Source organism: Streptomyces sp. 135, assembly GCF_020026305.1.
Taxonomy (GTDB): Bacteria; Actinomycetota; Actinomycetes; order Streptomycetales; family Streptomycetaceae; genus Streptomyces.
In genome coordinates, this window is record NZ_CP075691.1 from 2,293,648 (window position 1) to 2,306,327 (window position 12,680).

Annotated in this window: 11 protein-coding genes, 1 pseudogene and 1 riboswitch; of the genes and pseudogenes, 7 read left to right on the top strand and 5 right to left on the bottom strand. The window is 71.6% G+C overall.

Going from position 1 to position 12,680, the window contains the following annotated elements:
* Positions 1-165 precede the first annotated feature (165 nt).
* Entirely contained in the window at positions 166-1,515 is a 1,350-nt protein-coding gene (locus KKZ08_RS10355; RefSeq protein WP_223774175.1) for an NYN domain-containing protein, read from the bottom strand.
* 34 nt (positions 1,516-1,549) lie between these two features.
* Positions 1,550-1,789: a hypothetical protein gene (locus tag KKZ08_RS10360; RefSeq protein ID WP_223774176.1), complete on the bottom strand. Its 240-nt coding sequence runs from the start codon at positions 1,787-1,789 to the stop codon at positions 1,550-1,552.
* 158 nt (positions 1,790-1,947) lie between these two features.
* On the opposite strand from KKZ08_RS10360, the gene KKZ08_RS10365 reads away from it, so the two are divergent.
* The 7 genes and pseudogenes from KKZ08_RS10365 (at position 1,948) to KKZ08_RS10395 (ending at position 8,084) form a co-directional block, all read left to right on the top strand.
* A complete protein-coding gene (locus KKZ08_RS10365) occupies positions 1,948-2,682 on the top strand; it encodes a rhomboid family intramembrane serine protease (protein ID WP_223774177.1) in 735 nt (244 codons plus the stop codon).
* A complete protein-coding gene (locus KKZ08_RS10370) occupies positions 2,679-2,960 on the top strand; it encodes an Lrp/AsnC ligand binding domain-containing protein (protein ID WP_030787022.1) in 282 nt (93 codons plus the stop codon). Before KKZ08_RS10365 ends, KKZ08_RS10370 begins: the two co-directional genes overlap by 4 nt.
* Positions 2,961-3,038: 78 nt before the next feature.
* Positions 3,039-3,326, top strand: a complete 288-nt coding sequence (locus KKZ08_RS10375) for a small secreted hydrophilic protein (RefSeq protein ID WP_223774178.1) — start codon at positions 3,039-3,041, stop codon at positions 3,324-3,326.
* Positions 3,313-4,770 (top strand): ATP-binding protein, encoded by a 1,458-nt coding sequence (locus tag KKZ08_RS10380; protein WP_223774179.1) that lies wholly within the window; start codon positions 3,313-3,315, stop codon positions 4,768-4,770. The genes KKZ08_RS10375 and KKZ08_RS10380 overlap by 14 nt, the downstream gene beginning before the upstream one ends.
* Complete coding sequence (locus KKZ08_RS10385; protein WP_223774180.1) at positions 4,767-5,429, top strand: response regulator transcription factor; 663 nt, start codon at positions 4,767-4,769, stop codon at positions 5,427-5,429. Before KKZ08_RS10380 ends, KKZ08_RS10385 begins: the two co-directional genes overlap by 4 nt.
* 99 nt (positions 5,430-5,528) lie before the next feature.
* Entirely contained in the window at positions 5,529-6,941 is a 1,413-nt protein-coding gene (locus KKZ08_RS10390) for an SLC13 family permease (protein ID WP_223774181.1), read from the top strand.
* Between the two features lie 17 nt (positions 6,942-6,958).
* Positions 6,959-8,084: pseudogene (locus KKZ08_RS10395) on the top strand (glycerate kinase).
* Here KKZ08_RS10395 and KKZ08_RS10400 read toward each other — a convergent pair.
* From KKZ08_RS10400 to KKZ08_RS10410, 3 genes are all read right to left on the bottom strand, one after another.
* Positions 8,033-9,424, bottom strand: a complete 1,392-nt coding sequence (locus KKZ08_RS10400; protein ID WP_223774182.1) for an aminotransferase class V-fold PLP-dependent enzyme — start codon at positions 9,422-9,424, stop codon at positions 8,033-8,035. The pseudogene KKZ08_RS10395 and the gene KKZ08_RS10400 overlap by 52 nt on opposite strands.
* Before the next feature lie 189 nt (positions 9,425-9,613).
* Positions 9,614-9,731: riboswitch (SAM riboswitch) on the bottom strand.
* Positions 9,732-9,831: 100 nt separating this feature from the next.
* Entirely contained in the window at positions 9,832-10,896 is a 1,065-nt protein-coding gene (gene trpD, locus KKZ08_RS10405; RefSeq protein WP_223774183.1) for an anthranilate phosphoribosyltransferase, read from the bottom strand.
* Between the two features lie 160 nt (positions 10,897-11,056).
* Positions 11,057-12,676 (bottom strand): cytochrome bc complex cytochrome b subunit, encoded by a 1,620-nt coding sequence (locus KKZ08_RS10410; RefSeq protein ID WP_223774184.1) that lies wholly within the window; start codon positions 12,674-12,676, stop codon positions 11,057-11,059.
* Positions 12,677-12,680: the final 4 nt, after the last annotated feature.

Genomic DNA, 12,680 nt, shown 5'->3' on the forward strand with positions numbered 1-12,680 from the left:
ACCCTAGTGACCTTCTTGTGATCAGTTCAAATCACACCATCAAAAAATCAGTCGCGGGAAACATTCTTTACCGATAACGCACAGCCCGTAATGATCTTCTGACGCTACGTCGCGCACGGAAGCCCTCAATTCGGGCATAGGGCACAGGAGTTGCCGAGCACCCTTTTAGCCGCGCGAAAGCCTCTTCAGGAGCACCGCTGAAGCCACCGGCCGTGCCCCCGCCTTGGCGATCCCGTCGGCCACCTCGCGGTCGGTCGAGACGACGACCACGGGCCGGCCCGGCGGCTCCGCGCGCACCAGCTGACGGATCAACTCATCGGCGGTCACGCCCGGCTTGGAGAAGAGCACCCGCACCCCGCGCGGCGGCGCGAGCAGCACCGGGGCGGCCAGTTCCGCCCCGTCGAAGACGCAGGTGACCTCGGCGCCCGACTGGAGGGCGAGCTGCGAGAGCGAGCCGAGCAGCCGCAGCCGCTGCTTCTCCAGCGGCATGGTCGGATAGCCGGTCTTGGTGACGTTGTAGCCGTCGACGACCAGATGTGCCTGCGGCAGGGCGAGCAGCTGGTCCAGGATGGCCGGGTCGTTCTCGGACAGCGCGCGGGCGGCGATGTCCTTCGGCGACATCCGGCCGGGCTCCACGGCGTCGACGGTCTCGGCGGGCCGTACGGAGACGGGCGGCAGGGCCAGCTCGCGCCGCAGCCCCTGGGTCGCCTCCAGGACCGTGTCGAGCAGCAGCCGCACCCGCATGTCCTCGACGCTGCGTCCCTCGCGCGCCGCCCTGCGGCTGGCCTCCAGCGCGGCCTCGGTCTCACTGAGGCGGGCCTTGAGCCGCCGCGTCTCGCTCTCGGCGGCGGACACCTGGGCCTGCCCCTCGGTGCGGACGGCCTCGGTCTCGGCGGTCGCCTTGCGCAGCGCCGCCTCACCGCGCTTGACGTCGCTGAGCGCCCCCCGCAGCTTGCGATGCACCGATTCGGCTTCCCGGCGTGCCGCCTCCAGCTCCGTGCGCAGCCGCTCGGTCTCCGCCCTGGTCTGGGCGCGGGCCGCCGCCAGCTCCTCGCGCAGCCGCTCCAGCTCGGCCCTGGTCTCGTCGTCGACGCGCTCGGCGTCGGCCCGCTGGGCCTCCTCGCCCGCGGCGGTCACCAGCTTCACCCAACCCGCCGGGCGCAGCACGTAGGCCGCGGCCGCCACGTCCAAGGGGTCGGCGGCCGGCGGCGGGGAGCCCGCGTCCAGCGCGCCGGCCAGCTCGGGCTGCGCCTCGCGGAGGCGTTCGCCGATGCGCTGCCGGAAGAGGGTGTCGCCCTCCAGCGCCGCGGCCATGGCGTTGCCCGCGAACTTCGCGCGCCGGGTGGGCGTGAAGCGGGCGTACTGCCGCAGCTGGGCGGGCAGCTCGGCCGGGGTCAGGCCGCCGAAGCCGTCCGAGACGAGCCGGACGACCCGTCGGCGTACCCCGTCGGGCAGCGGACGGTCGAGCACCTCAGCGGTGCCGTCGTCCGGCTCCCCGCCTGCGCTCTCCACCATCCGTCACCCCACTAGCTGTGCGGGCCCCGCTCCCTCAGGAGTCGGTGCCCGGCCTGTCCACGAGTTCCACCTGGTCCACCGCGTTGCACCAGCGGCAGCGCACCGACTCGATGGTCTCACTGACCACCTCGCGTTCCTCGACGTTCGACTCACCGGCCAGGTCGAGATGGACATACTCGACGACCTTCGACGTGCGGGTCACGTCGAAACGCGTGAGATTGCCGCACAGCGTGCAGCGCCACCGGGTGGTGTCCGTCGGCAGGGGAACCGTCATCGTGGCTGTTCGCTTTCTTCGGTGACCGTGGTGCTTCGGCGGTTTTTCCGTGGTGCGTATCGCCCGTAACCCTAAGGCCTGTAAGGGTCGCGATGCGGCGGGCTCCGTCGCGGCATGGCGGTCCATGCGGGTAGCACCCGTTACGTCATGCTCTGTCCATGATCAACGCAAAGGGTACGCACACGGACCGGCTGCGGAGGGGGCTGTCGGCCCCGGTGACGTACGGACTGATCGCCGTCTGCTGCCTGATCTTCGTGATCTCCCCGGTGTCCGGGCTCAACCCCTCCTACGGCACCGGCGATCAGCTGCTTACCGCGCAGCAGACCTACTTCGAGCGCTGGGGCGTGGTGCCCGCCGAGCTGTTCAGCGGCGTCCCGCGCGCCGCCCTCGGCCCGTTCACCGCGCTGTTCGTGCACGGCAGCTGGGTGCATCTGCTCGGGAACCTGCTGTTCCTGTACGTCTTCGGGGCCATGGTCGAGGAACGCATGGGGCACCTCCACTACGCGCTCTTCTACGTCACCTGCGGCTATCTGGCCCTGCTCGCCTACGCGGCGGCGCACGCGGACTCCGGCCAGACGCTCGTCGGTGCCTCCGGGGCGATCTCCGCCGTCCTCGGCGCCTTCCTCTATCTCTTCCCCAGGGCCCGCGTCACCAGCCTCTTCCCGTTCCTCTTCTTCCTGCCGCTGCGGTTTCCCGCGTGGGTGGTGCTGCCGTTCTGGGTGGCGCTCCAGTGGCTCGCGGCGGGGCAGGGCGGCAAGGGGACGGGGGTGGCGTATCTGGCGCACCTGGTGGGGTTCTCGCTGGGGTTCCTGTACGCCTGGGGGTGGTGTGTAAGGAAGGTTAAAGTGAAAGGCGCAGCAGTACCGGCCACCGAGGGAGACAGCCAGCCGTGATCACCGCGATCGTGCTCATCAAGACCAGCGTGGACCGGATCCCGGAGATCGCCGAGTCGATCGCCGCGCTCGACTCCGTCAGCGAGGTCTTCTCCGTGACGGGCACGTACGACCTGATCGCGATGGTGCGGGTGCCGCGCCACGACGACCTCGCGGACGTCATCCCCGGGAAGATCAGCAAGATCCCCGGCGTGGAGGCGACGGACACACACGTGGCGTTCCGCACGTACTCGCAGCACGACCTGGAGGCGGCGTTCGCGATCGGCCTCGACTCGTGACACGCCCCGCGGCTCCATGAAGGTTTCCTCATCCGCGGCTCATCCGGATGACGGGGTACGCCGTCCACCCTCGCCCTCATGGTCTTCTCCCACCGCATGGCCGCCCTGGCCGCCGTCGTGGCGATCCCGCTCGGCATCGCCGCGACCAGCTACGCCCTGACCGACAGCCCCGAACCGCCGAAGGCCCCGCCCAAGGTGGAGCTGGAGAGCCGCTCGCCGTCCACGACGCCCGGCAGCCCCCGGCCCACCCCCAGCGACGAGAAGGTCTCCCCGCCGCCGGTCGGCGAGAATTCCACGGGCGATGACGACACCGACGACGACGCCGACGACCAGGGCAACGACGACGGTCCCGGTGACGACGGCTGAACCGCCGCGCCGCTGGATCTCCGCCCGCGTCCGCATCCTGCTGTGGCTGCTCGTGGTGATGGCCGTGGCGCTCGCCGCCGTCGCGGCCACCACGCGTTCGGTGCTGCTGCGCGACGTCGACCACCGGATCGACCGCCTCCTCGCGCAGGAGACCGGGGAGTTCACGAACTTCGTACACGAAGGTGTCGACCCGCACACCGGCGAGAAGTTCACCGACGCCGACCCGCTCCTGCGGCTCTTCCTCTCCCGGCAGTACGCCGACCCCGACGAGGAGCTCCTCGGACTGATCGGCCGGGAGGGCGCGGCGCCCGCCAAGAAGGAGCAGTCACGCGAGCCGCGGATCGACCACCCGCTCGCCGAGGACCCCGCGTCGCTGACGGCCGTCTTCGACTCCCCCGACGCCACCGGCACGCTGCACCGGCCCGAGGGCGAGGTCCGCTGGGCCAAGGTGGTGGTCAAGGCGAGCGCGACGCATCCGGAGGCGGCGTTCGTCGTCGCCTTCCACCCCGCCCGTGAACGGGCCAAGGCCGGCGACGTGTTCACCATGCTGCTCGCCATCTCGGGGGTAGCGCTGCTGATGACGACCGGCATCGGCTGGGCGGTCGCGGGCCGCATCCTCAAGCCGGTACGGCTGGTGCGCACGACCGCGGCGCACCTCACCGAGCAGGACCTGACCCAGCGCATCCCGGTGCAGGGGCGGGACGACATCGCGGCCCTCGCCGAGACCTTCAACGGCATGCTGGACCGCCTGGAGCGGGCCTTCGCCGCGCAGCGCGAGTTCGTCGACGACGCCGGGCACGAACTGCGCACGCCCATCACCATCGTCCGCGGCCACCTCGAACTGATGGACACCGCCACCGACAACGCCGCCGAGCGCGAGGAGACGGTCCGCATCGTCACCGAGGAGCTGGACCGGATGAGCCGCATCGTCGAGGACCTGCTGCTGCTCGCCAAGGCCGAGCGCCCCGACTTCGTCACCCCGGAGCCGGTCCAGCTCGCCGAGCTGACGGCGGACGTCTTCGTCAAGGCCCGGGCGCTCGGCGAGCGCGACTGGCACCTCGCCGAGGTCGCCGACACCGAGGCCGACCTCGACGCCCAGCGCATCACCCAGGCGATGGTGCAGCTGGCCCAGAACGCCGTCCAGCACACCGTCCCCGGCCAGCGCGTCAGCATAGGGTCGCGGCTGCGCGAGGGACACATCGAGCTGTACGTGGCCGACAGCGGGCCCGGGGTGCAGCCGCAGGACGCCCAGGTCATCTTCGAGCGGTTCCGCCGCGGCACCGCGCGGCGCGGCGCCCGGGCCACCGGGGCGGGGCTCGGCCTCGCCATCGTGAAAGCCATCGCCGAGAGCCACGGAGGGCGCGTCGAACTGCGCCCGACGGACGGCGGCGGCGCCACCTTCGTACTCGTACAGCCACAGCCGGAAGGGGCGGCCCACCCGTGAACCGCATTCTGATCGTCGAGGACGAGGAGCGCATCGCCTCCTTCGTGGAGAAGGGCCTGCGGGCGGGCGGCTTCACGACGACCGTGGTCGGCGACGGCGAGAGCGCCCACGACTACGCCCTGACCGGCGGCTTCGACCTGATCGTCCTGGACATCGGGCTGCCCGGCAAGGACGGCTTCACGGTCCTGCGGGAGCTGCGCGAGGCCCGGGTGAGCACCCCCGTCATCGTGCTGACGGCGCGCGACTCGGTGCGGGACACCGTGGCGGGCCTGGAGGGCGGCGCCGACGACTGGATGACCAAGCCCTTCCGCTTCGAGGAGCTGCTCGCGCGGGTCCGCCTGCGGCTGCGCACGGCGGCCCGGGCGCCCGAGGTGACGGTGCTGCGCAGCGGCGGGCTGAGCCTGGACCTGCGCACGCGCAGGGCGCGTGCGGACCAGCGGACGGTGGACCTGACGGCCCGTGAGTTCGTGCTGCTCGAACTGTTCCTGCGCCACCCCGGACAGGTGCTCTCGCGGGAGCAGATCCTCTCCCACGTGTGGGGCTACGACTTCGACCCCGGCTCCAACATCGTGGACGTGTACGTCCGCGCGCTGCGCAAGAAGCTCGGCCCGCAGCGGGTGGAGACGGTGCGCGGGATGGGGTACCGGCTCCCGGCGTGACACCCCGGGCACGCCGCGCGCCCGCGACCTGACGGCCGGTGAAGTTTCCCTCATCAGCGGCTCATCGAAGGCTCACGGCGGCGCACCACGCTGAACGGCGTGACCTTGAACCCGCGCCAAGCCGTGACCCTCTGCGCGGCCCTCAGCCTCTGCGCGCTGCTGCTCGTGCCCGGCAACTTCCCGGGGCTGAGCGGCGACGCCCGCCTCACGCTGGCCGTCTTCGCGCTCGCGACCTGCGCCTGGATCGGCACGCCGATCGACGACACGTACATCGCGCTCGGCGCGGGACTCGCCCTCACCGCGACCGGCGTGATCAGCAGCGACACCCTCTTCGGCACCCTCGGCGACGAGACGGTGTGGCTGCTGATCTGCGCCTTCGTGCTCGCCGCCGCCGTCGCGCGCACCGGCCTCGCCGGGCGGGCCGCGGCGTTCCTCGTCAGCGGGGCGCGCAGCGTACGGCAGCTGACCCATCTGACGACCGCCGCCCTGGTCGTGACGGCCTTCGCGGTTCCGGCCACCTCGGGGCGCGCCGCGCTCGCGCTGCCCGTCTTCCTCGCCCTCGCCAAGGTCCTCGCCGAGCGCAGGCGGCTCGTGGTGATGCTGGCGCTGCTCTTCCCGACCGTCATCCTGCTCTCCGCGGTGGCGACCCTGATCGGCGCGGGCGCGCATCTGATCACGGTGTCGGTGCTGTGGGAGGCGACCGGTGACCGGATCGGCTTCACGCAGTGGCTGCTGCTCGGGCTGCCGCTCGCCATCGCCTCCTCCCATCTGGCCGCCGAGGCCGTGCTGTTGACGACCACCCGGCGCGCCGACCGCAAGGGCCCGGTCCACATCACCCTCGACCAGCTCCAGGAGCACAGCCAGCAGCCGGTGACCGGCCCCTGGGAGCCCGCCGAGACGCGCTGCGCCCTGCTGCTCGCCACGGTCGTCGCCCTGTGGTGCAGCGAGCCGCTGCACCAAGTGCCTCCCGCGGTCGTGGCGTTGATCGGCGCGGTCGTGGCGGCCTCCCCCGCCCTCGGCACCGTACGGCTCAAGGACGCCCTGAAGACCGTGCCCTGGTCACTGCTGCTCTTCATGGCGGCGACGATGGCGATGGGCGTCGCGCTCGCCGACTCCGGGGCGGCGAAGTGGCTGGTCGGCGGGTTGCCGCTGGATCTGCCGCCGTGGCTGTTCCTCGCCGCCGTCGTGACGGTCAGCACGGCCGCGCACCTGGTCCTCCAGTCCCGCTCGGCACGCTCCTCGGTCCTGGTCCCGCTGGTCGTCGCGGCGGCCGTCGGCGCGGGCGTCAACCCGGTCGCCGCCGCCCTCGCCTCCACGGCGGCCGCCGGTTTCTGTCACACGCTGCCCGCCTCCGCCAAGCCGGTCACGCTCTTCGCCGACATCCCAGGCACCCCCACCTACACCCCGCGCGACCTGCTGCGCCTCTCGGCGGTCCTGGCGCCGCTGACCGCCGCGCTCGTCCTGCTCTGCGCCGTGACGCTCTGGCCGCTGCTCGGCGTCCCCGTCCGCTGAACCATCGAGGAGACCTCATGCTGACCCGTTTCGCCATCGCCCCCAGCGGCTTCAAGGAGTCCCTGTCCGCGCCCGCCGCCGCCGAGGCCATCGCGGCGGGCGTACGCCGTGTCGTACCGCACGCCGAGACCGATCTGATCCCGCTGGTGGACGGCGGCGAGGGCACGGCCCGCGCGCTCGCCGCGGCGGACGGCGGCCGCCTCGTCGCGCTGCCCGCCACCGGCCCGGTCGGCCAGCCGATCGGCACCCACTTCGCGCTGCTGCCCGACGGCACGGCGGTCGTCGAGATGGCGGCCGTGGCCGGGCTCTCGCTGGTCCCCCGCGATATGCGCGACCCGGGCGCCACCACCACGTACGGCGTCGGCGAGCTGATCCGCGCCGCCCTCGACGCGGGCGCCCGCCGCATCCTGGTCGGCTGCGGCGACTCGGGCACCTCGGACGGCGGCGCGGGCGCCCTCCAGGCCCTCGGCGCCCGCCTCCTCGACCTGGACAGCTTCGAACTCCCGCGCGGCGGCGGGGCGTTGACCCGGCTGAGCCGCATCGACACGAGCGGCCTCGACCCCCGCCTCGCGGGCACCGACATCCGCAACCCCTGGGCGTAGCGTCCTCAGCGCGGCGGTCGACCTGGAGCGCGTCGTCCTCACGCGCGACCTGCGCGTCACCGCCGACCTCTCCGGCGGCCCCGGCACCGGCGCGTCGGGCGGCCTCGGCGCCGGTCTCGCCGCGCTCGGCGCCCGGCTCCTGCCCCGCTTCGACGTACTGCTCGACCGGGTCGACCTGGACGCCCGCCTGGCCCGCGCCGACCTGGTCGTCACCGCCGAGGGGGCCCTGGACCACCAGACGCGGTACGGGAAGGTCCCCGCCGAGGTGGCCCGCCGCGCGAAGCGGGCCGGCCGCCCGGTCCTGGTCCTCGCGGGCACGATCGGTGTCGGCGCCCACTCGGTGCGCGCGCTGGGCGTGGACGCCTACAGCGCGATCCTGCCCGCCCCGGTCTCGCTGACCGAGGCGCTCGGCCGGGGCGGCGAGTTCCTCACCGACGCGACCGAGCGGGCCCTGCGGATGATCCTGCTGGGGTCACGGCTGCCGGCCGGTCAGGCGGCGGCGCCGGTGTCCGGCACGCAACGCCCGTCCTCCGTGCGGTAGTTCCACCGCGCGCCGTCCGCCACCAGCTCCTTGACGGCGCGCACGAAACGCTCGACGTGCTCGTCGGGGGTGCCCGCGCCGAAGCTCACGCGGATCGCGTTCAGCGACTTCTCGCCGGGCGCGGCCTCCGGGGCCCCGCACTCGCCGGGCTCGCCGGGCTCACCGCCGAGCAGGGTGCGCACCAGCGGGTGGGCGCAGAACAGGCCGTCGCGTACGCCGATGCCGTACTCGGCGGAGAGCGCGGCGGCGAAGTGCGAGCTGTTCCAGCCGTCCACGACGAAGGAGATGACGCCCACGCGCGGCGCGTCGTCACCGAAGAGGGAGAGCACCCGCACGGCGGGCACCTCGGCCAGCCCTTCGCGGACCTTCCTGATCAAGTACTGCTCACGGGCCACCAGCTCGTCGAACCCGGCCTCGGTGAGCGCCTTGCAGGCGGCGGCGATGGAGTAGACGCCGATGACGTTCGGTGACCCGGCCTCGTGGCGGGCGGCGGTGTCGTGCCACTCCACGTCCACGCCGCCGCCCGCTTCCTTCGGGCGTCGCGCCACCTTCCGCGAGGCGCCGCCGCCCGCGAGGTAGGGCTCGGCCTCCCGCAGCCAGTCGGAGCGGCCCGCGAGAACGCCCGAGCCGAAGGGCGCGTACAGCTTGTGCCCGGAGAAGGCGACCCAGTCCAGGTCCAACTCCTGCACGGAGACCGGGTGGTGGGGGGCGAGCTGCGCGGCGTCCAGGACGATGCGGGCCCCGTGGGCGTGCGCGGCGGCGGCCAGCTCCCGCACCGGCCACAGCTCACCGGTGACGTTGGAGGCGCCGGTGACGCACACGAGGGCCGGGCCGTAAGGATCGCGGTCGGCGAGCGCGCGCTCCAGGTTCCGCACGGCCTCACCGGGGGTGCGCGGCGCGTCGAGGTAGGTGACGCGGGCGTCCCGCCACGGCAGGAGCGAGGCGTGGTGCTCGGTCTCGAAGACGAAGACCTCGCAACCGGCGGGCAGGGCGGCGGCGAGGAGGTTCAGCGAGTCGGTCGTGGAGCGGGTGAAGACGACCTGGTCGTCCTCGCGGCAGTCGAGGAACTCGGCGACGGTCGTGCGGGAGTTCTCGAAGAGGTCGGTGGAGAGCTGCGAGAGGTACCCGGCGCCACGGTGCACGCTGCCGTAGTACGGGGCGTAGGCGGCCACGTCGTCCCAGACGCGCTGGAGCGCGGGGGCGCTCGCCGCGTAGTCGAGCGCGGCGTACGTCACCTCGCCGCCGGTGACCAGCGGCACGGTGACGTCCCGGCCGAGGACGGCGAGCGGGGAACAGACGGACGGGTCGGCGGCAACGGCAGGAACAGCGGAAACAGACATGGCGAACTCCCGTAAGAGGCAGGTGAGTTCACTGCGTCGACGCGCGTACGCGGAGGTACGGCGGTGCAGTGATGAAGAGAGGAAGGTGTGCGGAAGAGGGGCGCCGAGGCCCTAACACATTCGCTTGCTCACGAGACTGCTCCCTTGAGGACCAGGACCCCAGGGCTGTGACATTCACCGATGTCCAGGGGTCCGCGCTTGCCATACGCCTCGCTGCGTACGGCCTGGTCTTCACCCGGGGCACCCCGCCACGGACGGAGGGTTGCCGGACAGCGGGCCGGGGCCGTAGTCGCTGTCACTCATGACCTGTCCAGCATCCTGCCACACGATCTTCGACGCGCAAGGCGCAGTCCATAATCCGGACTGCGCCGTGCGTCACACGGGTGAGCGGGAGATGGGCGGGAGCGTCAGCGGTTGCTGGCCGCCACCCACCGCTCCAGGGCCTTCCTCGCGGCCCCGGAGTCGATCGAGTGGGCCGCCCGCGCCATGCCCCCGCGGATCTGCTCGGCGAGCGGCGCGTCGGTCGGGGCGAGGGCGACCAGCGCCGCCGCGGAGTTCAGCAGCACGGCGTCGCGCACCGGCCCGCTCTCGCCGTCGAGCAGCCGCCGGGCGACCTCGGCGTTGTACGAGGCGTCGGCGCCCCGCAGGGCCTCGACGGGCACCAGGTCGATCCCGACGGCACGGGGGTCGAAGGCCTCCTCGCGCACCGAACCGTCCCGCACGATCCACACCCGCGAGGTCGACGTGGTCGTCAGCTCGTCGAGCCCGTCGTCGCCGCGGAAGACGAGGGAGGAGTTCCCGCGTTCGGCGAAGACGCCGGCCACGACGGGGGCCATCCGGGCGTCGGCGACCCCGACCGCCTGGGCGCGCACCCTGGCCGGGTTGGTGAGTGGACCGAGGAGGTTGAAGACGGTCCGGATGCCGAGCTGGCTGCGCGCGGCGCCCGCGTGCCGCAGCGCGGGGTGGAACTTCACGGCGAAGCAGAAGGTGATGCCCGCCTCCTGGGCCACCTCGACGACCCGCTCCGGCGTGAGCTGGAGGTTGACTCCGAGCTTCTCCAGCACGTCGGACGCCCCGCTGGCCGAGGACGCGGCGCGGTTGCCGTGCTTGACGACCTTCGCGCCGGTGCCGGCGATGACGATCGCGGACATCGTGGAGATGTTCACGGTCTTGGCGCCGTCACCGCCGGTGCCGACGATGTCGACCGTCTCGCCCGGCACCTCGATCACGTTGGCGTGCTCGTACATGGCCCGTACGAGACCGGAGATCTCCTCCACGGTCTCGCCCTTGGCCCGCAGCGCGACGACGAACGCGGCGATCTGCGCGTCGGTGGCCTCGCCGCGCATGATGCGGTCCATGGCCCAGGCCGTGTCGTCGGCGCTCTGGTCCCGCCCGTCGAGCAGGCCGTTCAGTACGTCGGGCCAGGAACGGCCCGCCGCGGTAGTGCCTCCTGCGGGGGTCACAGCGCTCATGGCCGCTCCTGGTGTTCGTCTGTCAGGGGAGGAAAGTGCCCGACACGTCGGGTGGGTCCACCCTATCCAGCCTCCGGGACGGCAAAGAGCCCCGTCCATGCACTGGACGGGGCTCTCGCCGTGGCGACCGTGGGTCAGAGCTCAGGGAGCTCGCAGGTGATCAGTGGTGGCCGTGGCCGCTGGTGATCTCCTTGTACTCCTCGACGGTGGGCTTGGGGATCTGGTTGTCCTCCCCGTAGTAGCCCTTGGAGAGCTTGGCCCGGAGCTTCTGCGAACCGGACACCTTGCGCTCGACGCCGTTCTCGTCGACCGTCGGGCCGATCTCGAGCGGCTTGTACTGCTCGTGCGAGGTGAGGGTGTGCAGCTGCCCCTGGTCGAGCGGCTCGTGGATCTCGATGAACTCACCGTGCGGCAGGCGCTTGATGATGCCCGACTCGCGGCCGTGCAGCACCTTGTCCCTGTCGCGCCGCTGGAGGCCCAGGCAGATCCGCTTGGTGATGATGAAGGCGATGACCGGGGCCACGAAGAACCCGATCCGCACGAACCAGGTGATCGCGTTGATCGACAGATGGAAGTGCGTGGCCCAGAGGTCGTTTCCACCGCCGATCAGCAGGACCATGTACCAGGTGATCCAGGCGACACCGAACGCGGTGCGGGTCGGCGCGTTGCGCGGCCGGTCCAGGATGTGGTGCTCGCGCTTGTCCCCGGTGACCCAGGACTCGATGAACGGGTAGACCGCGATCGCGACCAGGACCAGCGGGAAGATCATCAGCGGGATGAAGACGCCCAGGACGAGCGTGTGACCCCAGAGGTTGATCTCCCAGCCCGGCATGACACGGATCAGGCCTTCGGAGAAGCCCATGTACCAGTCGGGCTGGGCGCCGGTGGACACCTGGTCCGGCCGGTAGGGGCCGAGCGCCCAGATCGGGTTGATCGAGGCGATCGCCGAGATGGCCGCGATGACACCGAAGACCAGGAAGAAGAAGCCTCCGGCCTTGGCCATGTACACGGGCAGCAGCGGCATGCCGACGACGTTCTTGTTCGTCTTGCCGGGACCCGCGAACTGCGTGTGCTTGTGGTAGAAGACCAGGATCAGGTGCGCCACCACCAGGCCCAGCATGATGCCCGGCAGCAGCAGGATGTGCACCGAGTAGAACCGGGCCACGAAGTCGCCGCCGGGGAACTCCCCGCCGAACAGGAACATCGACAGGTACGTGCCGACGACCGGGACGGACAGGACCGCGCCCTGCATGAAGCGCACACCGGTGCCGGACAGCAGGTCGTCCGGGAGCGAGTAACCGGTGAAGCCGGTGAACATGCCGAGGACGAACAGCAGGAAGCCGAACAGCCAGTTGACCTCACGCGGCTTGCGGAAGGCGCCCGTGAAGAACACGCGCATCATGTGCACGAACATGCCGGCGAGGAAGATCAGCGCCGCCCAGTGGTGGATCTGCCGGATCAGCAGACCACCGCGCACATCGAAGGAGATGTGCATGGTCGAGTTGAACGCCTCGGACATCAGCTGTCCCTGCAGCGGGACGTAGCTGCCGTGGTACTCCACCTCGTTCATCGACGGGTGGAAGAACAGCGTCAGGTACACACCCGTGAGGATGATGATGATGAAGCTGTACAGGCAGATCTCACCGAGCATGAAGGACCAGTGGTCCGGGAAGATCTTGCGCATGTTGGCCTTGGCCAGGGAGTAGATCCCAAGGCGGCCGTCGGCCCAGTCGGCCACCCGCTCGCCGGCGGGTGCCTTCTTCTTGTTGTCGCTGCTCATCAGG